The organism is Pseudomonas sp. UBA6323 (assembly GCF_002439135.1).
GTDB lineage: Bacteria > Pseudomonadota > Gammaproteobacteria > Pseudomonadales > Pseudomonadaceae > Aquipseudomonas.
Window position 1 is genome coordinate 1 of record NZ_DJSX01000106.1, and the last position, 24280, is coordinate 24280.

At 65.4% G+C, this 24280-nt stretch carries 21 protein-coding genes; 11 read left to right on the top strand and 10 right to left on the bottom strand.

What is annotated here, in order from left to right; all coding sequences use genetic code 11:
- Nucleotides 1-113 precede the first annotated feature (113 nt).
- From arcD to B3P22_RS23125, 4 genes are all read right to left on the bottom strand, one after another.
- Entirely contained in the window at nt 114-1541 is a 1428-nt protein-coding gene (arcD, locus tag B3P22_RS23110; RefSeq protein ID WP_296272708.1) for an arginine-ornithine antiporter, read from the bottom strand.
- A 431-nt stretch (nt 1542-1972) separates the two neighbouring features.
- Complete coding sequence (gene putA / locus B3P22_RS23115) at nt 1973-5908, bottom strand: trifunctional transcriptional regulator/proline dehydrogenase/L-glutamate gamma-semialdehyde dehydrogenase (protein WP_296272710.1); 3936 nt, start codon at nt 5906-5908, stop codon at nt 1973-1975.
- Between the two features lie 243 nt (nt 5909-6151).
- A complete protein-coding gene (locus tag B3P22_RS23120; protein ID WP_296272711.1) occupies nt 6152-6754 on the bottom strand; it encodes a LysE/ArgO family amino acid transporter in 603 nt (200 codons plus the stop codon).
- Nucleotides 6754-7167, bottom strand: a complete 414-nt coding sequence (locus B3P22_RS23125; protein ID WP_296272712.1) for an ACT domain-containing protein — start codon at nt 7165-7167, stop codon at nt 6754-6756. Before B3P22_RS23125 ends, B3P22_RS23120 begins: the two co-directional genes overlap by 1 nt.
- Nucleotides 7168-7261: 94 nt before the next feature.
- Between B3P22_RS23125 and B3P22_RS23130 the strand changes: the two genes are divergently transcribed.
- Both B3P22_RS23130 and B3P22_RS23135 read left to right on the top strand, forming a co-directional pair.
- Nucleotides 7262-8158, top strand: a complete 897-nt coding sequence (locus B3P22_RS23130; protein WP_296272713.1) for a LysR family transcriptional regulator ArgP — start codon at nt 7262-7264, stop codon at nt 8156-8158.
- A gap of 101 nt (nt 8159-8259) precedes the next feature.
- Nucleotides 8260-9258 carry an NAD-dependent epimerase/dehydratase family protein gene (locus tag B3P22_RS23135; protein ID WP_296272714.1) on the top strand — a complete coding sequence of 333 codons (999 nt, stop codon included), beginning with the start codon at nt 8260-8262 and terminating at the stop codon, nt 9256-9258.
- Here B3P22_RS23135 and B3P22_RS23140 read toward each other — a convergent pair.
- Nucleotides 9249-9533: a hypothetical protein gene (locus tag B3P22_RS23140; RefSeq protein ID WP_197854915.1), complete on the bottom strand. Its 285-nt coding sequence runs from the start codon at nt 9531-9533 to the stop codon at nt 9249-9251. The genes B3P22_RS23135 and B3P22_RS23140 overlap by 10 nt on opposite strands.
- A 359-nt stretch (nt 9534-9892) precedes the next feature.
- Here B3P22_RS23140 and B3P22_RS23145 point away from each other — a divergent pair, with 359 nt between their 5' ends.
- A complete protein-coding gene (locus tag B3P22_RS23145; protein WP_296272715.1) occupies nt 9893-10741 on the top strand; it encodes an ATPase in 849 nt (282 codons plus the stop codon).
- A 385-nt stretch (nt 10742-11126) separates the two neighbouring features.
- Here the strand turns inward: B3P22_RS23145 and B3P22_RS23150 are convergent, their stop codons facing one another.
- Both B3P22_RS23150 and B3P22_RS23155 read right to left on the bottom strand, forming a co-directional pair.
- Complete coding sequence (locus B3P22_RS23150; protein ID WP_197854920.1) at nt 11127-12176, bottom strand: alkene reductase; 1050 nt, start codon at nt 12174-12176, stop codon at nt 11127-11129.
- 27 nt (nt 12177-12203) lie between these two features.
- The gene (locus tag B3P22_RS23155; protein ID WP_296272775.1) at nt 12204-12500 is read right to left on the bottom strand and encodes an ArsR/SmtB family transcription factor; all 297 of its coding nucleotides are present in this window, start codon (nt 12498-12500) and stop codon (nt 12204-12206) included.
- Between the two features lie 122 nt (nt 12501-12622).
- Between B3P22_RS23155 and B3P22_RS23160 the strand changes: the two genes are divergently transcribed.
- The gene (locus B3P22_RS23160) at nt 12623-13210 is read left to right on the top strand and encodes an ACP phosphodiesterase (RefSeq protein ID WP_296272718.1); all 588 of its coding nucleotides are present in this window, start codon (nt 12623-12625) and stop codon (nt 13208-13210) included.
- A gap of 131 nt (nt 13211-13341) precedes the next feature.
- On the opposite strand, the gene B3P22_RS23165 is transcribed toward B3P22_RS23160, so the two are convergent.
- Complete coding sequence (locus B3P22_RS23165; RefSeq protein ID WP_296272721.1) at nt 13342-16059, bottom strand: cation-transporting P-type ATPase; 2718 nt, start codon at nt 16057-16059, stop codon at nt 13342-13344.
- Between the two features lie 164 nt (nt 16060-16223).
- Between B3P22_RS23165 and B3P22_RS23170 the strand changes: the two genes are divergently transcribed.
- Entirely contained in the window at nt 16224-17072 is an 849-nt protein-coding gene (locus tag B3P22_RS23170; protein ID WP_275547823.1) for a universal stress protein, read from the top strand.
- Nucleotides 17073-17147: 75 nt separating this feature from the next.
- Here B3P22_RS23170 and B3P22_RS23175 read toward each other — a convergent pair whose 3' ends face one another.
- Both B3P22_RS23175 and olsB read right to left on the bottom strand, forming a co-directional pair.
- On the bottom strand, nt 17148-17930 hold the full coding sequence (locus B3P22_RS23175; RefSeq protein WP_296272723.1) for a lysophospholipid acyltransferase family protein: 783 nt from the start codon (nt 17928-17930) through the stop codon (nt 17148-17150).
- 79 nt (nt 17931-18009) lie between these two features.
- Nucleotides 18010-18741: an L-ornithine N(alpha)-acyltransferase gene (gene olsB, locus B3P22_RS23180; RefSeq protein WP_296272725.1), complete on the bottom strand. Its 732-nt coding sequence runs from the start codon at nt 18739-18741 to the stop codon at nt 18010-18012.
- A 147-nt stretch (nt 18742-18888) separates the two neighbouring features.
- On the opposite strand from olsB, the gene B3P22_RS23185 reads away from it, so the two are divergent.
- The 6 genes from B3P22_RS23185 (at nt 18889) to B3P22_RS23210 (ending at nt 24177) form a co-directional block, all read left to right on the top strand.
- Nucleotides 18889-19779 (top strand): acyl-CoA dehydrogenase family protein, encoded by an 891-nt coding sequence (locus B3P22_RS23185; RefSeq protein ID WP_296272728.1) that lies wholly within the window; start codon nt 18889-18891, stop codon nt 19777-19779.
- Nucleotides 19780-19989: 210 nt separating this feature from the next.
- Nucleotides 19990-20775 carry an MBL fold metallo-hydrolase gene (locus tag B3P22_RS23190; RefSeq protein WP_197854935.1) on the top strand — a complete coding sequence of 262 codons (786 nt, stop codon included), beginning with the start codon at nt 19990-19992 and terminating at the stop codon, nt 20773-20775.
- Nucleotides 20776-20883: 108 nt separating this feature from the next.
- A complete protein-coding gene (locus tag B3P22_RS23195) occupies nt 20884-22002 on the top strand; it encodes a serine hydrolase domain-containing protein (protein ID WP_296272730.1) in 1119 nt (372 codons plus the stop codon).
- Nucleotides 21999-22319 (top strand): amidase, encoded by a 321-nt coding sequence (locus B3P22_RS23200; protein ID WP_197854939.1) that lies wholly within the window; start codon nt 21999-22001, stop codon nt 22317-22319. The genes B3P22_RS23195 and B3P22_RS23200 overlap by 4 nt, the downstream gene beginning before the upstream one ends.
- A gap of 128 nt (nt 22320-22447) precedes the next feature.
- A complete protein-coding gene (locus tag B3P22_RS23205; RefSeq protein WP_296272732.1) occupies nt 22448-23020 on the top strand; it encodes a YceI family protein in 573 nt (190 codons plus the stop codon).
- Nucleotides 23017-24177 carry a phospholipase D-like domain-containing protein gene (locus B3P22_RS23210; protein ID WP_197854942.1) on the top strand — a complete coding sequence of 387 codons (1161 nt, stop codon included), beginning with the start codon at nt 23017-23019 and terminating at the stop codon, nt 24175-24177. Before B3P22_RS23205 ends, B3P22_RS23210 begins: the two co-directional genes overlap by 4 nt.
- Nucleotides 24178-24280 lie beyond the last annotated feature (103 nt).

A 24280-nucleotide genomic window follows, 5' to 3' on the forward strand; every position in this document is an offset into this window, starting at 1 on the left:
GCCGGCTTCGGAATGAACGCCGAGGGGCTTCTTGGACATGTCGAACTCCTTCTCGTAGAGCGAGTTTTCAGGCTTGCCGGCGGCCCGGTGCGGGCCGCTCGCGGCCAGCGGTGTTACAAACTCAGGAAGCCGTCATACAGCCCGTAGGCGGCGATGGCGGCGCCGATCAGTACGACGATGAAAATCAGTTTCTCGATGCTGGTGAAAATGGCTTGGCCCATTTCGCGCTTGGCCTTGGCGAAGAGGATCGCGCCAGGTGCGTAGAGCAGTGCCGAGAGCAGCAGGTACTGAATGCCGGCGGCGTACACCAGCCACACCGCGTACAGGGTCGAGATACCGGCGATCAGCAGATCCTTGTTGCGCTCGCCGGCGGCGTTCTCGTAGGTCTCGCCGCGCACTGCCAGCAGCACCGCATAGGCGCTGGACCAGAAGTAAGGCACCAGGATCATCGAGGTGGCCAGGTACAGCAGGCTGAGGTAGGTGGAGGCGTTGAACAGGGTGATGATCAGGAACAGCTGGATCAGCCCGTTGGACAGCCACAGCGCATTGGCCGGAACCTGGTTGGCGTTCTCCTTGCGCAGGAAGGCCGGCATGGTGTGGTCGCGGGCACTGGCGAAGAGGATCTCGGCGCACAACAGGGTCCAGGACAGCAGGGCACCGGCCAGCGAGACGATCAGACCAATGGCGATCAGCTGCGCGCCCCAGGGGCCGACCACCTGTTCAAGCACCCCGGCCATGGACGGGTTCTTCAACCCGGCCAGTTCGGCCTGAGCCATGATGCCTTGCGACAGGATGTTGACCAGCACCAGCAGCAGAAGCACGCCGACGAAACCGATCACCGTGGCCTTGCCGACATCGCTGCGCTTCTCGGCGCGGGCCGAGAAGATGCTCGCGCCCTCGATGCCGATGAACACCCAGACGGTGACCAGCATCATGTTGCGCACCTGATCCATCACGCTGCCCAGCTCCGGGTTACCCCGGCCCCAGAAGTCCGCGGTGAACACGTCGAGCTTGAAGGCGATCGCGGCGATGACGATGAACAGCGCCAGCGGCAGCATCTTGGCGATGGTGGTGACGGTGTTGATGAAGGCCGCTTCCCGGATCCCGCGCAGCACCAGGAAGTGCAGCAACCACAGCAGCACCGAGGCGCAGATCACCGCCGGCAGGGTGTTGCCCTCGCCGAATACCGGGAAGAAGTAACCCAGGGTGGAGAACAGCAGCACCATGTAGCTGACATTCCCGATCCATGCGCTGATCCAGTAGCCCCAGGCCGAGGAGAAGCCCATGTAGTCGCCGAAACCGGCCTTGGCGTAGGCGTACACCCCGCCGTCGAGTTCGGGCTTGCGGTTGGCCAGGGTCTGGAACACGAACGCCAGGGTCAGCATGCCGACCCCGGTGATCAACCAGCCGATCAGCGTGGCGCCGGCGCTGGCGCTGGCCGCGATGTTTTGTGGAAGGGAAAAGATACCGCCGCCGACCATGGAGCCGACGACCAGCGCAATCAATGCGCCGAGGCGGAGTTTTTGTGTCGAGTCAGACATCTCAATTACCTCCGTGTCACAAGGGGACATAGGCATTGAGCGCGTTTGGCGAGCACTGCATCCTGACTTGAATCAATAGTCAGGGTTCGTCAACGCACATCCATGTAAACAAGCGTTGCCGAGCACCTGAACGGGTCAGGAATACTGCTCCGACCGGCACGCTGAGGCGCCAGTGATGACACGATAGTCCGAACTTTTCGTTACGCAATGATGGCAGTTTGAGATGGGGTGAGGCGAAGGAGAAATCGGCGGGGCGTTTGGCCCCGCTCGAAGCGCCGGCCGGGTAGGCTGGCGCAGACCCGAAGGTCAGGAGGAGATGACACGGCGCCAGGCGGGTAGCCCCTGCAGGCAGTTGCGCCGTGTGGGTACAGCATGCCGTGGAAAGCTTTCAGCCAGCTTTCCACGGCATGACTTGTCGATGACGTCGGCGCTTAACCGATGGTCATCAGGCTGGCGTTGCCGCCGGCCGCAGCGGTGTTGACGCTCAGGGCGTGCTCCACCAGCAGGCGTTCCAGGGCGATGTCGGTCTCGCCCTTGTTCAGGCCATGCACGCCGACGATGGCGCCCTTGCGCTGCGCCGCCTGCTCGCTGACTGCGCGCAGCTGGTCGGAGTCGCCGTGGTGCAGGATGGCGTCCAGCTCCACGTCGACGCTGTTCCAGTCGGCTACCAACTGAATGTGCTTCTGCACCTCCTTCGGCAGTTCGGCATGCAGCGCGCGCTGGCTGTCCAGCCAGATCGCCTGGCTGCCCACCGCCAGAGTGGCAGCCAGCTGGGCCAGCAGGTCGCTGCGCTCGTCGGCCAGGTTCAGCACGTGCTCACGCGGCAGCAGGGTGTAGCTGTTGCGCTCGCCGGTCGGGCCGGTGAGGCTGTGGCTGCTGTAGCTTTGCGACAGCGCGCGGTACTGCTCGAACAGCGCGGCGATGGCTGGCTCCTGCTTGCCTGCCCACTCGGCGAAGGCGGCGCGTGCCTTGTCCAGCTCGGTCGGTGCCGGTAGCGCCTGCACTTCGGCCTGTTGCAGGTAGCTGGCAACGGCCTCCTGTGGGCGGGTCGACAGCAGGCGGTACAGGTACAGCGGGCCACCGGCTTTCGGACCGGTGCCGGACAGGCCTTCACCACCGAACGGCTGCACGCCGACCACGGCGCCGACCATGTTGCGGTTTACATACAGGTTGCCGACCTTGGCGGTGCCGACCACCTGGGCGATGGTCTCGTCGATGCGGGTGTGCACGCCGAGGGTCAGGCCGTAGCCGCTGTCGTTGATCTGCTGCAGCAGCTTGCCCAGATCCGCGCGCTGGTAACGCACCACGTGCAGCACCGGGCCGAATATCTCGCGCTTCATCTCGTCGAAGCTGTCCAGCTCGATCAGGGTCGGTACGACGAAGGTGCCGCGCTTGATCTCGTCACCATTGACGCGCGCCAGCTGAGTGACCTTGCGGCCTTTTTCGCGCAGCTTGGCGATATGGGTTTCGATGCCGGCCTTGGCTTCGGCGTCGATCACCGGGCCGATGTCGGTGTTCAGGCGTTCCGGGTTGCCGAGGGTGTATTCGGCCATGGCGCCCTTGAGCATGGTCAGCACGCGGTCGGCCACGTCGTCCTGCACGCACAGCACGCGCAGGGCCGAGCAGCGCTGGCCGGCGCTGTCGAAGGCAGAGGAGACCACGTCCATCACCACCTGCTCGGTCAGCGCCGAGGAGTCGACGATCATGGCGTTGAGGCCACCAGTTTCGGCGATCAGCGGGATGGTACGGCCTTGCGCGTCGAGGCGCCCGGCGATGTTGCGTTGAAGGAGGCCGGCCACTTCGGTGGAACCGGTGAACATCACGCCACGCACGCGCTCGTCACCTACCAGACGTGCGCCGACGGTTTCGCCACGGCCCGGCAGCAGCTGCACGGCGCCGGCCGGTACGCCGGCTTCGAGCAAAATGCGCACAGCCTGGGCGGCGATCAGTGGGGTCTGCTCGGCCGGCTTGGCCAGCACGGTGTTGCCGGCGGCCAGCGCGGCACAGACCTGACCGGTGAAGATCGCCAATGGGAAGTTCCACGGGCTGATGCACACCACTGGGCCAAGCGGGCGGTGGCTGTCATTGCCGAAGCTGCGCGCCTGGATTGCGTAGTAACGGAGGAAGTCCACTGCCTCGCGTACTTCGGCGATGGCATTGGCGAAGCTCTTACCGGACTCGCGCACCAGCAGGCCCATCAGTTGTTGCAGCTCGGCTTCCATCAGGTCGGCGGCGCGTTCCAGCACGGCGGCGCGCTCGGTCGGCAAGGTGGACTGCCAGATCTGCCCGCTGGCCAGGGCGCAGAGGATGGCGCTGTCGACATCCTTGACGCTGGCTTCGCGCACGTGGCCGACCAGGTCGCGGTGATCGGCCGGGTTGCGCACCGGCTCCGGCTCGCCCGGGTTGGCGCTTTCGCAGCCAAGCATCGGTTCGGCCAGGTAGCTATGGTTGACGGTCGACAGCAGCGCCGAGGACAGCGAGCCGAGACGGTGTTCGTTGGCCAGGTCGAGGCCGGCGGAGTTGACCCGCTCGCTACCGTACAGGTCACGCGGCAGCGCGATGCGCGGATGCGGCAGGCCGACGGTGCCTTCCTGCGCGGCCATCTGCTCGACCTGCTGCACTGGGTCGAGGACCAGATCCTTGAGCGAGATGCTGTGGTCGGCGATGCGGTTGACGAAGCTGGTGTTGGCGCCGTTTTCCAGCAGGCGGCGAACCAGGTAGGCCAGCAGGGTTTCGTGGCTGCCCACCGGCGCGTAGATGCGGCACGGACGGTTGAGCTTGCCATCCTTGATCTTGCCCACCACCTGCTCGTACAGCGGCTCGCCCATGCCGTGCAGGCACTGGAACTCGTACTGGCCCGGGTAGTAGTTCTGCCCGGCCAGGTTGTAGATGGCCGACAGCGAGTGGGCGTTATGCGTGGCGAACTGTGGGTAGATGGCTTCCGGCGCGGCCAAGAGCTTGCGCGCGCAGGCAATGTAGGACAGGTCGGTGTACGGCTTGCGCGTGTAGACCGGGTAGCCTTCCAGGCCGTTGACCTGGGCCAGCTTGATTTCGCTGTCCCAGTAGGCGCCCTTGACCAGACGGATCATCAGGCGATGACGGCTGCGCTTGGCAAGGTCGATGACGTAGTCGATCACGTACGGGCAGCGCTTCTGGTAGGCCTGGATGACGAAGCCGATGCCGTTCCAGCCAGCGAGGCTCGGCTCGAAACACAGGCGCTCGAGCAGATCCAGCGACAGCTCCAGGCGGTCGGCTTCCTCGGCGTCGATGTTGATGCCGATGTCGTACTGCTTGGCCAGTTGGGTCAGGCCCAGCAAGGTCGGGTACAGCTCGTCCATCACGCGCTCGTACTGGGCGCGGCTGTAGCGTGGGTGCAGGGCGGAGAGCTTGATCGAGATGCCCGGACCTTCATAGATGCCGCGGCCATGGGAGGCCTTGCCGATGGCGTGGATGGCCTGCTCGTAGGAGGCCAGGTAGCGCTTGGCGTCTTCTTCGGTCAGCGCGGCTTCACCGAGCATGTCGTAGGAATAGCGGAAGCCCTTGGCTTCCAGGTTCGCGGCGTTGGCCAGGGCTTCGGCGATGGTTTCGCCGGTAACGAACTGCTCGCCCATCAGGCGCATGGCCATGTCCACGCCCTTGCGGATCACCGGCTCGCCACTCTTGCCGATGATGCGGTTGAGCGCCGAGGTCATGCCGGCCTCGTTGTGGGTGGACACCAGTTTGCCGGTGATCAGCAGGCCCCAGCTCGCCGCGTTGACGAACATCGACGGGCTCTGGCCGAGGTGCTGGCTCCAGTTGCCGTTGGCGATCTTGTCGCGGATCAGCGCGTCACGGGTGGCCTTGTCGGGGATACGCAGCAGGGCTTCGGCCAGGCACATCAGCGCCACGCCTTCCTGCGACGACAGCGAGAATTCCTGCAGCAGGCCTTGCACCAGGCCCTGGCGGCCGCTGGCATTCTTCTGGTTGCGCAGCTTCTCGGCGATGCCGAGAGCCAGTTTCTGCGAGGCCTCGGCCTGCTGCGGGTTCAGGCGCGCCTGCTCCAGCAGCATCGGCACCACTTCGGTTTCCGGACGGCGGTAGGCGCTGGTGATGGCGGCGCGCAGCACCGACTGCGGCAGGATGCTCTCGGCGAAATCGAGGAATACCTGCAGGCCTTGTTCGGTCAGCGACTCCAGCGCTTCTTCACCGGCGGCAGCGGCCAGGCCGGCATGCTCGGCGGGCGTCAGGCCACTCTCGACTTGCTCCAGATAATTGAAGATCGCCTGCTTGATCATCCAGTGCGGGGTGCGGTCGATCTTTGCCGCAGCGGTCTTCAAGCGCTCGCGGGTGGCATCGTCGAGTTTTACGCCAAGGGTCGTGGTAGCCATGGAGGGTGTCCTACTTGTTCGGGTTATTCACGGCAAAAAGTTGCAGGAGATTAATCCCGGAAATATACAGGTGCAACCAGGTGCAACCATTATTTTTCGGTGACCCGACGGACGTTGCTCGTTATCCGAGACGCTCCGGATTAGCTAATAAGGTAAAGGTGCAACCCGCCTCTGTGGCCGTTGTATTGGAGGATAGTCCATCGCCAAGGCTGGGGCGCGACACGTCTTGATCGCCGGAACCCTTCAGAGCGCCTCGAATACCAACTGCGACGCCACCGCGAACATCATCGCCGCCACGCCCAGATCGATCAGGCGCCACGTCAACGGCCTTGCCAGCCAAGGCGCCAGCCAGGCCGCGCCGAGTGCCAGAGTGCTGAACCAGAGAAAGGAGGCGCTGGCCGCCCCCGCTGCATACGCGCCGGGCTCGGGTTGCTGGGCACCGAGCGAGCCGATCAGCAGCACCGTATCCAGATAGACGTGCGGGTTGAGCAGGGTAACCGCCAGCGCCGCGAGCATCACCGCTCGAAGCGAGCGGGGTTCGCCGCCGGCCGCCTTCAACGCTTGCGGGCGAGCGGCGCGTAGCAGCGCCTGGCTGCCGTACCAGATGAGAAAGGCGGCACCGCCCCAGCGGGCGATGGCCAGCAGCGTCGGGCTCTGCGTCAGCAAGGTGGCCAGGCCGAACACGCCGGCCGCTACCAGCACCGCGTCGCAGGCGATGCACAACGCGGCCACCGGCAGGTGATGTTCGCGGCGCAGGCTCTGTGCCAGGACAAAAGCATTCTGGGCGCCGATGGCCATGATCAGACCGATGGCCACCAACAGGCCGTTACCGTAGCTCTGCCACATCAGGCTGGCTCCGGCAGGGACGCCGCTGACAGGGCGCGCAGGGTAGACAGCGCCTTTTCGGCTCGCTCGATGGGCACGAAGAGATGGTCGTGGTGAAAGCCAGCGACCACGTTGCAACTGATCCCTGCCTGCGCCAGAGCGGTGGAGAAGGAAGCGGTCAAGCCGACAGCGGCCAGCGACGAATGCACCTCAAGGGTGATCCAGGCTGCGACATAGTCGTAGCTCAGGTTGTGCGCGTCGGCGACTTCGCGCGGCAGCACCAGGCTAAGGCCTTCGGTTTCGCGCAGGCTGGCGATGGGCAGCAGGCCGCTGCAGTCATGCTCGGCTGCGACGCAGCAGAACACGTACTCACCGGGGTTGAGCTGCGGCGTCATGCTTTGCAGCAGGCGCGCGAGGTCGGTTTCGCCAGACATGGCAGGCTCCTGATCGTGGGTGAATGCTGGCGAGTCTGCGGCGACCGGATGTATAAGAGAAAGCAATATTGCTGATCACTCATTAGGAAAATCGATGTTCGATTACAAACTCCTGGCTGCCCTGGCAGCGGTGGTGGAGCAGGCCGGCTTCGAACGTGCGGCGCAGGTGCTGGGCCTGTCGCAGCCGGCGGTTTCGCAGCGCATCAAGTTGCTCGAGGCGCGGGTTGGCCAGCCGGTGCTGGTGCGCGCCACGCCGCCGGCACCCACCGAGACCGGTCGACGTCTGCTCAACCACGTGCAGCAGGTGCGCTTGCTCGAGCGCGATCTGCAGGGGCAAGTGCCGGGGCTGGATGAACAGGCCTTGCCCGAGCGTCTGCGTATCGCCATCAACGCCGATAGTCTGGCCACCTGGTGGGCGGCGGCCACGGCCGGGTTCTGCGCCGCGCAGCAGGTGTTGATGGAGCTGGTGGTGGAAGATCAGGAAGTCGGTCTCAAACGAATGCGCGCGGGTGAAGTGGCAGGCTGCGTGTGTGCGGCCGAGCGTCCGGTGGCGGGCGCGCGCAGCCTGGCGCTGGGGGCGATGCGTTATCGCGCGCTGGCCAGCCCGGCCTTCATCGCCCGACACTTTCCCGCTGGCGTCACGGCCGAGGCGCTGGCGCGGGCGCCGGCCATCGTTTACGGCCCAGATGATCAACTGCAGCACCGCTACCTCGCGGGGCTGGGGGTGACCGGAGCCTTTGCCTATCACTTATGCCCCTCATCGGAAGGCTTCGTACGGCTGACCGAAGGCGGCCTGGGTTGGGGCCTGGTGCCGGAGTTGCAGGTACGTGAGGCGTTGGCCGGCGGCAGGCTGGTGGATCTGGTGCCGGAGCGCTTCATCGAAGTGCCGCTGTACTGGCACCACTGGCGCAACGGCGGTGAACTGCTCGGCGAGTTGACCGAACAGCTGCGTCGCCACTCGGCTTCGGTGCTGGTGTCGCTGCACTCCTAGGCGGCCTGCAGGGTCGTCGTTCTGGCCGCCGCCGACAGCGCAGGTCGCACTGAGCGCTGCTAGAGTGCGGCCATTACAAGAATCGATGTTAAGGGGATGCGATGAAGATTCTGGTCACCGGCGCGAGTGGTTTCATCGGTGGGCGCTTCGCACGTTTTGCCCTCGAACAAGGCCTGGCGGTGCGGGTCAACGGTCGCCGTGCCGAGGGTGTGCAACACCTGATCAAACGCGGCGCCGAGTTCGTCCAGGGCGATCTTGGCGATGCCGAGCTGGCCCAGTCGCTGTGCCAGGATGTCGAGGCCGTGGTGCACTGCGCGGGGGCTGTTGGCGTGTGGGGCGACTACGGGCATTTCCATCAGGCCAATGTGACGGTCACCGAAAACATCGTCGACGCCTGCCTCAAGCAGAAGGTGCGGCGCCTGGTGCACCTTTCGTCACCCTCGATCTACTTCGATGGCAAATCCCATGTCGATATCCGCGAGGAGCAGGTGCCCAAGCGTTTCTCCGATCACTACGGCAAAACCAAGTATCTGGCCGAACAGCAGGTGTTCGCCGCGCAGGAGTTCGGTCTGGAGGTGATCGCCCTGCGTCCGCGTTTCGTCACCGGGGCCGGCGATACCAGCATCTTCCCGCGATTGATCGGCATGCAGCGCAAGGGCCGTCTGGCGATCATCGGCAACGGCCTGAACAAGGTCGACTTCACCAGCGTGCACAATCTCAACGACGCCTTGCTCAGTTCGTTGCAGGTGGGCGGCGCGGCGCTCGGCCAGGTGTACAACATCAGCAATGGCGCGCCGGTGCCGCTGTGGGACGTGGTCAACTACGTGCTGCGCCGCCTGGAACTGCCGCCGGTGACCCGGCATGTGTCGTTGCCGCTGGCCTATGCTGCGGCGACGCTCAATGAGGGCGTGTGTCGTCTGTTGCCCGGGCGACCCGAACCGAGTCTGTTTCGCCTCGGCGTGGCGGTGATGGCCAGGGATTTTTCCCTGAACATCGACCGTGCTCGCGAGTACCTTGGCTACGAGCCCAGGGCCAGCCTGTGGGATGCACTGGATGAATTCTGCACCTGGTGGCAGGCGCAGATGGGACCTCAGGCGTAGACGCGCTGGCCGCGATAGATGCGCACCGAGCCGGTGGCGCTGCCGACTGGCAGCTCCACTGCAGCCTCGGGCGTCGCGACGCGCTGGGGTTGATCGGACAGCTCGGCCAGGCGCCTGCCCAGGCTACGGGTCTCTTCATCATCGGACTTCAGACTGCCATCGAGCATGGCACCGATGGCGTTGGGCTGGCTGAGGCGAATGTCCACTGCCTGTTCTTCGCGTAGGCGACGACGCAGCGCTTTCATGCAGTCCAGTACTTCTTTATTCAGTTCCATTGCGACTTCCCCCGGTTGGTTGAAGGGGCACGGGTTGCAGCCGTCCTCGCTCGCCGTGACCTGGCCAGCCGCTTCCCGGCGGCTGTAACACGTATGCTCGTGCTGATTGAATTGCAGAACTTTCGGGCCGCCTGCTGGCTCGTGGGCGGTGCGCTATCGCTGCGCTCACGAAAGGATCAAAAGCAAAGTGCGTACCAGTTCAAATTTTGCGGAACTGCCGTGCTGTGGGCGAGTCGATGGCCCTGTCGCGCCCTTCGTCGGTGCGCCGCGCACCTGCTTGGCGCGACGCTGATGGCATAGTGGCGAATCGGTATACTGCGCGGCATTTCCGTTTCCTGGTTCCAACCATAGGTCCGAACATGCGTAATGACGCCAACGACGAGCTCGACAACCTGCCCAGCCTGACCCCGGAGCGCCGCGAGGATTTCGCCGAGCCCCGTGAAGAGCCGGCCCCGCGCAGCAGCCGCGTGACCAGCAGCAAGGCACCGGTGGCCAAGGGCGCCAGCACCGGGCCGTTGTGGGCATTGGTCGGTGCGCTGAGTTTCGCCTTGGCCGGCCTGGTCTGGTGGAGCCTGCAACAGATCGGGTTGATGGAACAGCGCCTGGTGGCGACCCAGGAAAGCTTCGCGCGCATCAGCGAAGAGGCCGCCGGGCGCATTCAGGATATTTCCGGCAAGGTGGTAGCGACCGAGTCCAATGTCACCAGCGGCAGCGAGGCGCTCAAGCTGCAGGTTCGGCAACTGGAGAACCGCCTGGCCGAACTGAGCAAGCAACAGCAACAGAGCGCCACTGCGCAGGCCGCGCTGGACAAGCGTGTCGAGCAACTGGGTAGCGAACTGAAGAGTGGCATTGGCGCCAGCGCCGATTTCGACAAGCGCCTGCAGGCACTGAGCAGCGAGCAAACGGCGCTGAAGGCTGCGCAGGGTGACGCCAAGGCGACGCAGGCCGAACTGGCCAAGCTCGATACCCGGATCAAGACGCTCGGTGGCGATATCGATGCTCTGAAGAAGCAGGGCAACCCGGCCCAGGCCATCCGCAGCCTGGAGCAGGATCTGCTGGTGCTGCGCAGTGAGCTGGACAATCGCCCGGCTCCTAGCGCTGGTCCCAACGTCGCCGAGTTCGATGCCTTCCGCGCGCAGATGACGCGCAACATCAACACCCTGCAGAGCCAGGTGGCGAATCTGCAGCAGCAGCTCAATCAGCGCTGAAGGTAGGCGAGGAGGGATGCCTCGCTGCTCAGGTGCTGCGCTGTCGTGAGTTAAACACCGGTGGGAGCGTAATGCTGTTCACTTAAGAAACGGTCAAACACGATCAGTCCCCTCGCCCCTTTGGGGGAGAGGGTTAGGGCGGGCCGCGTTCGGCGAGGGGGAAACCGGCGGTTTCGCGGTGTTTTCGGCCCTCTCCCCCAGCCCCTCTCCACTAGGCGTGCCCCCAATAAATGGGAGAGGGGAGCAAAACGTGTGCAACCTTATGTGAACAGCATTACGGTGGGAGCGGACTTGTCCGCGAGCTTTTAGTAGTCAGCCACCTTCGCGGACAAGTCCGCTCCCACACAAGTCCGCTCTCACAAAAGCCCTCATTCCTCAGTCGGGCTTACAGGCGCGGATAGTCGATATAGCCGACCGGGCCCGAGCCGTAGAAGGTTTCCGGATGCGGCTGGTTGAGCGCCGCGTCCTGCTCCAGGCGCTCCGGCAGATCCGGGTTGGCAATGAAGGGGACGCCGAAGGCCACCGCATCGGCATTGCCTTCTGCCAGCCAGGCGTTGGCCTGATCCTTGGTGAAGCGCTCGTTGGCGATGAACACGCCGCCGAATTCCTTCTTCAGTTGCGGTGTAAGGCTGTCGTCACCGGCTTTCTCGCGGGCACAGATAAAGGCGATGCCGCGTTTGCCCAGCTCACGGGCCACGTAGCCGAAGGTTTCGGCGCGGTTGGCGTCGCCCATGTCGTGCGAGTCGGCACGCGGCGCCAGGTGCACGCCAACGCGGCCGGCGCCCCACACGGAAATCGCGGCATCGGTCACTTCCAGCAGCAGGCGCGCGCGGTTCTCGACGCTGCCACCGTAGCGGTCGGTGCGCTGGTTGGTGCTGCTCTGCAGGAACTGGTCGAGCAGGTAACCGTTGGCACCGTGGATTTCCACGCCGTCGAAACCGGCCGCCATGGCATTCTCGGCGCCCTGGCGATACGCCTCGACGATATCGGCGATCTCTTCGGTCTCCAGTGCGCGCGGGGTGACGTAGTCCTTGATCGGGCGCACCAGGCTGACGTGGCCGGCCGGCTGGATCGCGCTGGGAGCGACCGGCAGTTCGCCGTTCAGGTAGATCGGGTCGGAAATGCGGCCGACGTGCCACAGTTGCAGGACGATCTTGCCGCCGTTGGCGTGCACCGCCTGGGTGATGTTGCTCCAGCCACGCACCTGCTCGTCGGACCAGATGCCGGGGGTGTCCGGGTAGCCCACGCCCATCGGCGTGACGGCGGTGGCTTCGCTGATGATCAGGCCGGCCGAGGCGCGCTGGGTGTAGTACTCGGCCATCAGCGCGTTGGGCACGCGGCCTTCGTCGGCGCGGCAGCGGGTCAGCGGCGCCATGATGATGCGGTTGTTCAGCTGCAGATCACCGATCTGGATGGGGTCGAACAGTGTGGGCATGTGATTTCTCCGAAGGAAGAGGTCAAATCAGAGTTGCTGGCCTAGGCGCTCGACGAAGGCCTGGATCAGCTCGTCGTTACGCTTGAAGAAGTGCCACTGACCGACCTTGCGGCTGGTCACCAGACCGGCGCGCTGCAGGGTGGTCAGATGGGCGGAAACGGTGGATTGCGAAAGCCCGGTGCGCAGGAAGATCTTGCCGGCGCACACGCCGATTTCCAGCGGGTGATCCTGTTCGGCGAAGTGGCGTTCGGGCGCCTTCAGCCACTCGAGGATGTCGCGGCGTACCGGATGAGCGAGGGCCTTGATGATGGCGTCGATATCCATGGCGTGATCGTTGCGTATCGGCATGTGGCGAACCTTATATCGTCTCTGAGCGATATACAGATCGTTTGTTCCGATAGTCTCCATCAACCGCTTCGATGTGTTGTCAGTGCTAAGCTCGCCGGATGAACTACCTCGCCCATTTGCATCTCGGCGGCGATGCGCCGGCACAGCTGCTTGGCAGCCTCTATGGCGATTTCGTCAAAGGCCCGCTCAACGGACGCTGGCCAGCGCAGATCGAGGCAGCCATCCGTCTGCACCGGCGTATCGATGCCTTCACCGACAGCCACCCGCTACAGGCGCAGGCGCGCGCCCGTTTTCCGCTGGCGCGGCGGCGTACGGCTGGCATGTTGCTGGACCTGTTCTTCGACCATTGTCTGGCGCGTGATTGGCAGGCCTATGCCACTTTGCCGCTGGAGCGCTTCACCGGCCGGGTGTATCAGGTGCTTGCTGCCGAACCGGAGTTGCCGGGGCGTCTGGCGCTGATGGCACCGCGCATGGCGGCGCAGGACTGGCTGGGCAGCTACCGCGAGTTCGCAGTGCTGGAGCAGGTGATCGCTGGCATGCAGCGGCGGCTGTCAAAACCGCAGTTGCTCGACGGCAGCCTGAGCGAACTGGAGCGCCTCTACGAACCCCTCAGCGAGGACTTCCGACTCTTCTACCCTGAACTGATCGCCTTCGCCGAGACCGAACTGAGCAGGAGCGAGCCGTAGCTCGGATGCAATCCGGGGATCAGCGACATCCCTGTCACCGTCGCCGCAAAGCGCCTCCCACAGAAGCGGGCGTCTGGCACCGTGGGAGGAGCTTCAGCCGCGACGACATCACCGCAGCGCTTCTCTGATGTTCAGACCGCCTGCGGATGCAACCGATAACGCCGCACCACCCACTTCTCCAGTTCTGCCACTGCAAAAAGCGCCAGGCCCGCCAACAGCACCCGCAACCATTGCTCCAGGCTCAGGCCAACCGAGCCGAACACGTTCTGCAGCGGCGAGGCGTAGGTGAACAGCAGTTGCAGCAGCAGGCACAGGGCGATGGTCAGCAGCACCGCACGGTTGCCCAGCAGGCCGTTGTGGCTGAGTACCGAGCCGAACAGGCTGCGGCTGTTGAGCAGGTAGAAGATCTCGCACATCACCACGGCATTCACCGCCACGCTGCGCGCATGCTCCAGGTCGTTGCCGAGCTGCAGTTCCCAGAGGAACAGGCCGATACCGGCACCGGCGATCAGCACCGAGACCATCAGCACGCGCCAGACGAAGAAACCAGACAGCAGGGGCTCGTTCGGCGCACGCGGGGCGCGGTTCATCAGCCCACGCTCGCTGGGCTCGAAGGCCAGCGCCAGGCCCAAGGTGCTGGAAGTGACCATGTTGATCCAGAGGACCTGCGCCGGGGTCATCGGCAATACCACCTGGAACAGAATGGCGAAGATCACTATCAGCGCCTGCCCGCCGTTAGTGGGCAGGGCGAAGAGGATGAATTTCTTCAGGTTGTCGTAGATCGCCCGGCCCTCGCGCACGGCGCCAGCGATAGTGGCGAAGTTGTCGTCGGCCAGCACCACTTCGGCAGCTTCCTTGGCCGCTTCGGTGCCTTTCAGGCCCATGGCCACGCCCACGTCGGCGCGTTTCAGCGCTGGCGCATCGTTGACTCCGTCGCCGGTCATGGCCACCACCTGGCCGCTGTCCTGCATGTTCTGCACCAGGCGCAGCTTGTGCTCCGGGCTGGCCCGAGCGAATACCTCAACGCCGGGCAGCACCTCGCGCAGACGGCGATCGTCGAGCAGCTCCAGTTCGGCCCCGGTCATCGCCGGCAGTCCGACGCCAATGCCCAGTTGCGCGCCGATGGCGCGGGCGGTCTCGGCGTGGTCGCCGGTGATCATCTTCACCCGGATGCCGGCGCGCTGGCACTCGGCGACGGCGGCGATGGCTTCTTCTCGCGGCGGGTCGATGATGCCGACCAGGGCCAGCAGGATCAGCCCGCCTTCGACATCATCGAAATTCAGCGTGCGTTGTTCGGCTGCGGCCGGCTTGCTGGCCAGCGCCAGCAGGCGCAACCCTCGGGCTGCCAGGTCGGTGGCCTGGCGCCGCCAGTAATCGGCGTCCAGTGGCGCGCTGCTGCCGTCGGCGCTGCGCTGGCTGGCGCACATCTCCAGCACGCGTTCGGGGGCGCCCTTGAGGTAGACCAGGCCATGGCCGGCGTGGTCGTGGTGCAGGGTGGCCATGAAGCGGTGCTCGGACTCGAACGGAATCGCGTCGCTGCGGGGCAACTGCGCTTGCAGCGTCTGGATATCGAGACCACTTTTCAGCGCCAGGGTGAGGAGTGCGCCTTCGGTCGGGTCGCCATGCAGCAGCCAGTGGCCGGCATCGTCCTGTTGCAGGCGGGCGTCGTTGCACAGTTGCGCGGCGCGGGCGATTTCCAGCAGTTCGGCGTCGGGTTCGAGCAGGGCGCCGTCCTGATGGAAGGCACCTTCCGGGGCGTAGCCGACACCCGAGACATCGACAATGCGACTGGCGCTGACCACGCGCTGCACGGTCATCTCGTTGCGGGTCAGGGTGCCGGTCTTGTCCGAGCAGATCACCGTCACCGAACCCAGGGTTTCCACCGCCGGCAGGCGTCGCACGATGGCGTTGTGGCCAGCCATGCGCTGCACGCCGAGGGCGAGGATCACCGTCATGATCGCCGGCAAGCCTTCGGGAATGGCCGAGGCGGTGAGCGCCACCACCATCATGAACATGTCGCCGGGGCTTTGCCCGTGCCAGAGAATGCCGAGGATGAAGGTGGCGAAGGCCAGGATCAGGATGATCACCGCCAGCCAGCGGCTGAATTGTTCGATCTGTCGCAGCAGCGGCGTGGACAGCGCCTGCACCTGCTGCAGCATGGCGCCGATGCGCCCCAGTTCGGTGTCGGCGCCGGTCGCCACCACCACGCCAGTGGCCTGGCCGCTGCTGACCAGGGTGCCGGAATAGGCCATGCAGCGCCGGTCGCCGAGCGCAGCATCGACGTTGCAGTGCGCCACGGATTTTTCCACCGGCACCGATTCGCCGGTCAGCGCGGCTTCTTCCACCAGCAGGTTCTTCACGCTGAGCAGACGCAGGTCGGCCGGCACCTTGTCGCCGGATACCAGCAGCACCACGTCGCCGGGCACCAGGCGTTCGGCATCGATTTCGTGGCGTTCTCCGTCGCGCAGCACCATGGCGTGGGGCGAGAGCATGTTGCGGATGGCGTCCAGCGCATTCTCCGCCTTGCCTTCCTGAATGAAGCCGATGATCACGTTGATCAGTACCGCGGCGAGAATCACCGAGGTGTCGACCCAATGGCCGAGCAGGGCGGTGATCAGCGCGGCTACCAGCATCAGATAGAGCAGTACGTTGTGAAACTGGTAGAGCAGGCGCAGCAGCGGCCCACGGCGTTGCGGCGGCGGCAGGCGGTTGGCGCCGTGGCGTTGCAGGCGTCGTTCGGCTTCGTCCTGGCTGAGGCCGCTGGCGTTGCCGTGCTGCGCCTCCAGTGCTTGTTGTGCAGTCAAAGCGTGCCAGGCGTGGTCTCTATGTTCAGAGGGGGAATTGCCCATGGGTGCATCTCCTTCGGTGGGCCAGGCTGCCTTGCGTGTGGCGCGTTTAGCAGTCCTGGTCACCCTAGTCCGCTTTCCCGCGTCTTGCCTGACCTGCATCAAAGAGTACGGCGCCGGCAGACGCTTGAATGTAACGCGGTGTTTGAACACATGGAGGAAACGAGATGATCAAGATTCTGGTAGCGACCGACCTGTCCGAGCGTTCAGCGCATGCGGTGCAGCGCGCCGTGCAACTGATCCGTCGCCAGGGTGGCGGCGAGTGGTACCTGCTGCACGTGATCGATGACGACGCACCGGCTGCGCACGTGCAGCGTCAGGTGCAGCAGGCGGAAACCCTGCTGCAGGCGCAGGCCGAGCGCCTAGGCGAGCAGTGCGGCAGTGTGCCGCGAGTGATCGTCGGCACCGGCGAGGCCGCCATGGTGATCGTCGAAAGTGCCCAGGGCATGGGCGCCGATCTGCTGGTGGTGGGCGCGCATCGCAAGTCGGCGTTGCGCGACTTTTTCGTCGGCACCACGCTCGAACGCGTCGTGCGCAGCAGTCATCTGCCGGTGCTGCGGGTCAATGGTCCGGTCACTCACGAGTACCGTCATGCGCTGCTGGCGATGGACCTGTCGCGCACTTCGCAACAGGCGCTGAAGCGGGCGTGTGAGCTGGGCCTGGCGAACCTCGACGACCTGCACGCGGCCAGTGCGGTCGAACCGGTGGCAGCGGGCGCGATCATGGAGGCCGGGCTTAGCGCCGAGGCGCTGGAGAGCCAGCGCGAGCTGCTGCGTGAGCAACTGGTGGAACGTCTGCATGCTGCGGGCGCGTCGCTGGGCCATGAGCGCCTGCTGGTGCAGGTTGGTTCGCCGGAAGGCGTGATCGACGAGGCGTTGCGTCACTCCGGTGCCGACCTGCTGGTACTCGGCACCCATGCTCGTGAAGGCGTCTCGCGCTTCTTCCTGGGCAGTGTCGCCAGCCGCCTGCTGGCCTCGCTCGACAGCGATGCGTTGATCGTGCCGCCGGCTGGCTGAGCGGCTTTGTAGCCTGGATGAAATCCAGGGAGCCCTTGCAAAAGCCCCCGGATCGCATCCGGTCTACGCGGTGGATTAGGCGGCTTCGGCTTCGGTCGCCACCATGGCGGGCGTTTCCAACTGCAGTGCCGTGGCGATGATGGCCTGGCTGTGCCGGGCCAATTCGTTGCGGCTGCGTGATTCGCTGGGGATCGGCGCGAGCAGGCGTATCTCCACTTCACAGGCCGAGCTGGAAAGCAGGCGCAGCAGGTGCGAGAGCATGTCGTCGTCGCCCACGAAAGGCGCGACGGGGCAGGGTTGGCCATCGCGCAGATAGCGGATGGCCACCGGCTGCAGCGCCACGCCGCTGTCGATTGCGCTGCTCAGCAGGCGGCCGTGGAAAGTGCGCAGGGCGAGGCCATCGGTGGTGGTGCCCTCGGGAAAGATCAGCAGGTGATGACCTTGTTGCAGGTGGCGGCTGAGCAGCTGGCCGACCTGGCCGCTGTCGCCGGCGCCACGGCGGATGAACAGTGTACCGCCCTTGTGTGCCAGCCAGCCGGCCAGCGGCCAGGCGCGTACTTCGGCCTTGGAGAGGAAGGACAGCGGCTGCAGGGCGCCGAGCAGCGGGATGTCGGTCCATGACACATGGTTGGCGACCCACAGCATCGGCTGCGTCGGCAGCTCGCCTTCGACTCGCACGCGAAACGGCAAGGCACCGCCCAGGCGCGCCAGGAACCAGCGCGTCAGGCGCTGGCGCAGGGGCATCAGGTCATGCCGCACCACGCGTTCGCAAAGGCTGACGATGGCTGCCAGCAGCGTGCCGAAGGCGATGACCAGGGCCAGGTGCAGCAGGCGCAGGGAAAGGCGCAGTCGGGTCATGAAGGACTCCAGATAAAAAAAGCCGGCCTCTGTCTACAGGGCCGGCGCAAGCGATGCAAGTTCCTAAATGTGTGGCGCGTCAGACGGCTGCCTTGAAGTGCCGGGCGTAGCGTGGGCAAAGCTCGTCGCGCTTGAGCAGGATGAACACGTCGGCCACCTGGAAGTCCTTGTCCCAGCAGGGTTCGCCGCAGATCTTCGCGCCCAGGCGCATGTAGGCCTTGAGCAGCGGCGGCATCTCGGCGATGACGTTGCCCGGCAGGTCCAGCTGCGGCAGCGGGTGTTTCGGCTCGGCGCGCAGGTGCTCGGTGCACAGGTAGCGCTCGCGCAGGCGCTGCATCACGGCATGAGCCTGGATGCCGCCGTCCTGCATGGAGATGCTGGCGCAGCCCATCAGGTAGCGATAGCCGCCTTCGTTGAGCACCTCGGCCAGCTCGCCCCAGAGTACGGCGATGGTGGCGCCGTTACGGTAGGCGGAATCGACGCAGGTGCGGCCGATTTCCAGCACCGGACCTTCGAGACCGGCCAGGCCGTGCAGGGCGAATTCCTCTTCGCTGTAGTAGCGGCCGAGGCCCGCAGCGGCCTGATGGTCGAGCAGGCGGGTGGTGGCCACCAGCTGGCCGCTTTCCAGATCACGCACGCCGATATGGCGGCAGTGGATGTCGTAGTCGTCCATGTCCAGACCCAGTTCGGCGCCGTTGAGCTTGGCGTCGAATTCCGCGCTGAACACGCGGTAGCGCAAGGCCTGGGCTTCACGCAGGGCGGCGGGGCCATGCAGGCGTTCGGCCTGCAGACGGCGAGCGTTTTGAGTCATGCCAGATCCTCCGTGTGCCGGCTGGGTGCTTGCAGCCGGGCGATCTTGTTGGGCAATCTCAGGCTAGGTAGCTGCGGTGTCATCACCGTGAAGCTTTTTTGATGCTTGTGTGACGGCAGTCGGAAGCTGCCCACGAGGAGAGCCGCGATGCCCTGGTCCAACCTGTTTCAGCCCGTCCAGCGCCTGACTGCCGAAGCCGGATTGGAAGACTGGTACACGCGCCTGCTGGCGCGGCTGGGCGGTACTCCACAGCCCTTCGATCTGGCTCTGCTGGGCGGTCTGCAGGCGGCCACGCCGGGTCTGGCCTTTCTCGCCGGCTATCAGGCGGCGTTGCGTGTGCTGTGGCCGGCGGCGCCGTGGACGGCCGGTGCGCTGTGCGTAACGGAGAATCGCAGCACCCGCCCGGCGGACATGAGTACGCGCATCGAAGGCCTGCAGCTCAGCGGCCGCAAGGATTTCGTCACCGCCGCCGAGTGCGCCGACTGGCTGCTGGTGGCGGCGCGCGAGGAGGGTGCGGGGCAGGCGCCGCGCCTGGCCTTGGGCGTGGTGCGCCAGGGTGCGCCCGGTGTGCGTATCGAACCGCTGCCGGCGTTGCCGCTGATGCCGGATATCGGCCACGCGCGCCTGCACTTGCAGCTGGCGCAGGGCGAGCGCCTGGCCGGAGATGGTTGGGACGACTACGTCAAACCCTTTCGCACCCTTGAGGACGTGCATGTGCTCACGGCGGTGAGCGCCTGGCTGTTCGGCATCGGCCGTGAGTGTGACTGGCCGGAGGCCTTGCTGTTGCGCCTGCAGGCGCTGCTCGCCGGTTGCGCCGAGGTGGCGCGGCAAGCGCCCAACGCGCCGACCACCCATCTGCTGCTCGCCGGCCTGTTCGCCGAGCAGCAGGCCCTGGCCGGCGAGGTGGAGGCCGCTCTGGCGACCGGGCCGACGCACTGGGCCGACCTCTGGCAACGTGACAAAGGCTTGCTGCGCATCGCCGAGGCGGCGCGGGCCAAACGCCTGGAGAAAGCGCGGCGGATTGTCGCCGGCCTTTGATCCATATCAGTACTGGGTGGTGGTGGTGCGCATAAGGTTGCCTCGCGATTCATTTGCAGGCTGTTGAAAAACTACCTGCGTTGGCATTACTGCGTTAAAAACGGCCTCAAAATGCTCATTTACAGCACGTAAACTGCGCTTTTTCGGCCGTTTTTGCCTTGTCTTGCCTGCCTCGCCTACGTTTTTCAACGGCCTGCTAACGAGGTTTCCATGCGCCGCGAGCCCATCGTGCTGTTCGATAACGGCAGCCACCAATGCCTGATGTTCGATGACCTGGTCAGCGGCGAAGGCGTGCAATCCAACCAGTTCCTGATCACCGACAACGAGCAGTATCTGCTGCTCGATCCGGGCGGTGACCTGACCTACACGCCCCTGTCTCTGGAGCTGTCCAAACACATTCCGGTGCAGGACCTGACCTACATCTTCGCCTCGCACCAGGACCCGGACATCATCGCCTCGCTGGACAAGTGGCTGCTGCACACCCGTGCGCGGGTGATCTGCTCCAAGCTGTGGGCGCGCTTTCTACCGCACCTGACGGCCAACTATCTGGTGCTGAGCCGTGGCATCAACACCTTCGATCGCATCATCGCGCTGCCGGATCGCGGCCAGAGCATCCCGCTTGGCAAATGCACGCTCAAGGCGGTGCCGGCGCACTTCCTGCACTCGGTAGGCAACTTCCAGGTGTACGACCCGGTGAGCAAGATCCTCTTCTCCGGCGACATGGGCGCCTCGATGGTCGACGACGCCACGCCAGTACGCGACTTCGTCAACCACGTGCCGAACATGGAGGGCTTCCATCGCCGCTACATGGCCGGCAACAAGGCGTGTCGCCTGTGGGCGGCGATGGTGCGCGAGATGGATGTGGAGATGATCGTGCCGCAGCACGGCCGGCCCTTCGTCGGTCCGGAAATGATCAGCGCCTTCCTTTACTGGATCGAGAACCTCGAATGCGGTCTCGACCTGATGGGCCCGGAGGATTACCAACTGCCCAAGTGACGGCAGTGGTGCTCTGCCCGAATGAGCCGCGGAGATGGCGCAACAGACCCTTCAAGCCGTCATCTTCGCCATGCTAGGGTGCGCGACGATTTCTGATCGAGACCGCCCATGCCCACTTCCTTGCTTCGTCGACTGAGCCTGGCGCTCGCTCTCAGCCTGGCTGCCAGCACCGCCCTGGCGGAAAGCTGGCCGCAACCCGACTGGCAGAGCCAACCTCATGTCGAGAGCGCCGCGCTGGCCGAACTGGAACAGTACGCCTTTCCCGAGCGCGATGACGTCGAACGCACGGGCGCGCGCACCGATGCCCTGCTGGTGATACGCGACGGGCAGATCGTCTACGAACGCTACGCCGAGCCCACCACGGCGCAGACCGCGCACCTGACCTGGTCGATGGCCAAGAGCCTGCTCGCCACGACCCTCGGTGTGGCCTACGGCGAAGGACGCTTCAAGCTCGATGCGCCGGCCGCGCAGTACTACCCGGCGATGGCCGAGCATGCGCAGATCAAGATCGGCCACCTGCTCAACTGGGCCTCGGGCCTGGCCTGGGAAGAGGACTACGAGTACGCGCCGCTGAAATCCTCGGTGGTGGCCATGCTCTATACCCGCGGTCGCGCCGATATGGCGGCGTTCACTGCCGCGCATGAAGCCGATGCCGCGCCTGGCACGCGCTTTCGCTACTCCAGCGGCGACAGCAATGTGCTGGCTGCTGCGTTGCGCGGCATGGTCGGCGAGCAGGCCTATGCCGACTATCCCTGGACCGCGCTGTTTGAGCCGCTGGGCATCACCAGCGCGACCTGGGAGCGCGACGCCAGCGGCACCTTCGTCGCCTCGTCCTATGCCTACCTGAGCGCGCGTGACCTGGCCCGGGTCGGCCTGCTGATGCAGCGCGGCGGGCGCTGGGGCGAGCGCCAACTTCTGCCTGCTGCCTGGGTCGATTTCGTCTCCACGCCCTTCGCCGACTATCAGCCACAGAATTTTGCGCCCGGTGATGCCGTACCGGGCGGGCACTGGTGGCTCAACGCCGAATTGCCGGGTGCCGCGCGGCCCTGGCCGGATGCACCGGCCGACACCATCGCCGCGTTGGGCCATTGGGGGCAGGGACTGTACGTGATGCCGCAGGAGAAGCTGGTGGTGGTGCGTTACGCCGATGACCGCGACCGCAGCTTCCAGCACAACGAATTGCTCAAGCGCGTGCAGGCGGCCTTCGCCACGGAGGTGCAGCCATGATTCGTCGTCACCCGATTCTCAGCGTACTGGCACTGCTGCTGATCCTGGCGCTGGCCTGGGCCTGGCCAAACCGCGCGCATCTGGCGGCGTTCCCCGACATCATCGGCGCCTACACGGCCAAGGAGTACTGCTCCTGCCGTTACGTCAGCGGTAATCCGGCGGCCTATTGCGAAGGCTATGTCGCGCAGTACGTGCCGATCAGCAGCCTGCTCGATGATCAGGATGCCAAGCGTGTGACCGCAAGTGGCCTGGGCCGCACCCACAGTGCAGCTTGGCTGGGGGAGCGGCAGGGCTGCCAGTTGCTGCCGAGCAAGTAGAACGGGTGAAACCCGCCACCTCGGAAGCGGCGGGTTGCAGCCGCGCTACGGTGCTCTGGGCGCTGGGCTTTGCAACGCTGGCCGTGGCGACTATCGTTGCCGCCTGGTCATGCCTTTATCGAGTTCTCATGCGCCGTTCGCTTCTTGCCCTGCTGCTGGCTGTCGCCTTGCCCGTTCACGCCGACTGGTACCTGGACAACGAGTCCTCGCGGCTGTCGTTCATCTCCACCCATTCCGGCAGCCAGTCGGAGGTGCATCGCTTCCTCACCCTGCACGGGCAGATCGCCGCCGATGGACGCGCGCGCCTGCGCGTGGACCTGGATTCACTGAGCACCGGCATCCCGCTACGCGACGAGCGTCTGCGTGCCATGTTGTTCGACACCTCGCGTTTGCCTGAGGCACGCATCAGTGCTCAGGTCGACCTGCCGCAACTCACCGACCTGGCGCCCGGCGCGCAACTGGAGCTGCGCCTGCCGCTGCAACTGACCCTCAACGAGCGCAGCCGTGAGCTGGACAGCGAGCTGCTGGTCACCCGTCTCGATGATCGCCGCTTCCAGGTGGTGACTCTGGCGCCGCTGGTGTTGCACGCCGAAGACTTCGCCCTGGCCAGCGGCATCGAGGCGCTGCGCAAGATCGCCGATCTGCCGGCCATCAGCCTGTCGGTGCCGGTGGGCGCCGTGCTGATTTTCACTGCGCGGTGAGCGTGCACAAGCGCGGTCGTATCTTTCCCTGGCGCGGTGGCAATCGCTTCGAATTGCTGTTGGACGGTCCGGCGTTCTTCCCGCGCATGCTGGCAGCCATCGAGGGCGCCCGGCAGCAGGTGGAAATCGAGCTTTACCTGATCGAGGACGGCCGCTGCAGCGAGCGCCTGGTCGATGCCCTGTGCCGAGCGGCCGAACGCGGGGTGACGGTGCGCGGCCTGTTCGATGCCTTCGGCGCGGCCAAGCTGGGCGCCGCGCTGCGCGAGCGCATGCAGGCCGCCGGCATACAGCTGCGCTGGTACAACCCGGTGCGCTGGCGGCGTGGTATCCGCAACTTTCACCGCGATCACCGCAAGCTGCTGCTGGTGGATCAGTGCCTGGCCTACGTCGGCGGTACCGGCTCCACCGATGAGTTCTGGCTGCCGGACGAAGCCCGCAGCCCCTGGCACGAAGCCATGGTGGAAATCGAAGGGCCGCTGGTGGGCGACTGGCAGCAGTTGTTCGAGCGGCTGTGGCGGGCACGATTTTCCTGGCGTCCGAGTCATCAGCCGATCCCGCTGAGCCTGCCGGAATGCCCGCCGGCCGGCGTTGGCCTCGGGCGCGTGGCCTACGCCGACGCGGCGCAGCACCGCGACATTCTGCTCTCGCTGCTGCGCGCGCTGAGAGGCGCCAGGCGGCGCGTGTGGCTGGCCACGCCTTACTTCCTTCCGACCTGGAAAATCCGCCGTGCCCTGCGCCGCGCCGCGGCGCGCGGTGTCGAGGTACGCCTGCTGCTGGCCGGGCGCAACACCGATCACCCTCCGGTGCGTTTCGCCGGCCAGCGCTACTATCCCAGGCTGCTCAAGGCCGGCGTGCGCATCTTCGAGTACCAGCCCAGCTTTCTGCACCTGAAGATGGTGCTGGTGGACGACTGGGTCAGCGTCGGCTCGTGCAACTTCGATCACTGGAATCTGCGCTTCAACCTCGACGCCAACGTCGAAGCCCTCGACCCCGACTTCACCCAGGCGGTGGCGGCCAGCTTCATAGAAGACTTCAGCGTCAGCCGCGAGATCACCCTCGATGACTGGCGCCAGCGCCCCTGGTGGCGCCGCGCGCAACAACGTCTGTGGGGCTGGCTGGACCGCCTGGCGGTGAATCTGCTGGATCGCTGGCGCTGAGCGCCTGAACCACCCGTCGATGCCCGACGGCTCTATCTAGCGCGTTTCAGTCACATTCGGCAAAGCATTGCAGCCTTGATGAGCGGGGGCGGTTGCTATATTC

Excerpts from the sequence above, each read along its gene's own strand:
- arcD (WP_296272708.1), bottom strand. The coding sequence starts at position 1,541 with ATGTCTGACTCGACACAAAAACTCCGCCTCGGCGCATTGATTGCGCTG.
- putA (WP_296272710.1), bottom strand. The coding sequence starts at position 5,908 with ATGGCTACCACGACCCTTGGCGTAAAACTCGACGATGCCACCCGCGAG.
- B3P22_RS23120 (WP_296272711.1), bottom strand. The coding sequence starts at position 6,754 with ATGTGGCAGAGCTACGGTAACGGCCTGTTGGTGGCCATCGGTCTGATC.
- B3P22_RS23125 (WP_296272712.1), bottom strand. The coding sequence starts at position 7,167 with ATGTCTGGCGAAACCGACCTCGCGCGCCTGCTGCAAAGCATGACGCCG.
- B3P22_RS23130 (WP_296272713.1), top strand. The coding sequence starts at position 7,262 with ATGTTCGATTACAAACTCCTGGCTGCCCTGGCAGCGGTGGTGGAGCAG.
- B3P22_RS23135 (WP_296272714.1), top strand. The coding sequence starts at position 8,260 with ATGAAGATTCTGGTCACCGGCGCGAGTGGTTTCATCGGTGGGCGCTTC.
- B3P22_RS23140 (WP_197854915.1), bottom strand. The coding sequence starts at position 9,533 with ATGGAACTGAATAAAGAAGTACTGGACTGCATGAAAGCGCTGCGTCGT.
- B3P22_RS23145 (WP_296272715.1), top strand. The coding sequence starts at position 9,893 with ATGCGTAATGACGCCAACGACGAGCTCGACAACCTGCCCAGCCTGACC.
- B3P22_RS23150 (WP_197854920.1), bottom strand. The coding sequence starts at position 12,176 with ATGCCCACACTGTTCGACCCCATCCAGATCGGTGATCTGCAGCTGAAC.
- B3P22_RS23155 (WP_296272775.1), bottom strand. The coding sequence starts at position 12,500 with ATGGATATCGACGCCATCATCAAGGCCCTCGCTCATCCGGTACGCCGC.
- B3P22_RS23160 (WP_296272718.1), top strand. The coding sequence starts at position 12,623 with ATGAACTACCTCGCCCATTTGCATCTCGGCGGCGATGCGCCGGCACAG.
- B3P22_RS23165 (WP_296272721.1), bottom strand. The coding sequence starts at position 16,059 with ATGGGCAATTCCCCCTCTGAACATAGAGACCACGCCTGGCACGCTTTG.
- B3P22_RS23170 (WP_275547823.1), top strand. The coding sequence starts at position 16,224 with ATGATCAAGATTCTGGTAGCGACCGACCTGTCCGAGCGTTCAGCGCAT.
- B3P22_RS23175 (WP_296272723.1), bottom strand. The coding sequence starts at position 17,930 with ATGACCCGACTGCGCCTTTCCCTGCGCCTGCTGCACCTGGCCCTGGTC.
- olsB (WP_296272725.1), bottom strand. The coding sequence starts at position 18,741 with ATGACTCAAAACGCTCGCCGTCTGCAGGCCGAACGCCTGCATGGCCCC.
- B3P22_RS23185 (WP_296272728.1), top strand. The coding sequence starts at position 18,889 with ATGCCCTGGTCCAACCTGTTTCAGCCCGTCCAGCGCCTGACTGCCGAA.
- B3P22_RS23190 (WP_197854935.1), top strand. The coding sequence starts at position 19,990 with ATGCGCCGCGAGCCCATCGTGCTGTTCGATAACGGCAGCCACCAATGC.
- B3P22_RS23195 (WP_296272730.1), top strand. The coding sequence starts at position 20,884 with ATGCCCACTTCCTTGCTTCGTCGACTGAGCCTGGCGCTCGCTCTCAGC.
- B3P22_RS23200 (WP_197854939.1), top strand. The coding sequence starts at position 21,999 with ATGATTCGTCGTCACCCGATTCTCAGCGTACTGGCACTGCTGCTGATC.
- B3P22_RS23205 (WP_296272732.1), top strand. The coding sequence starts at position 22,448 with ATGCGCCGTTCGCTTCTTGCCCTGCTGCTGGCTGTCGCCTTGCCCGTT.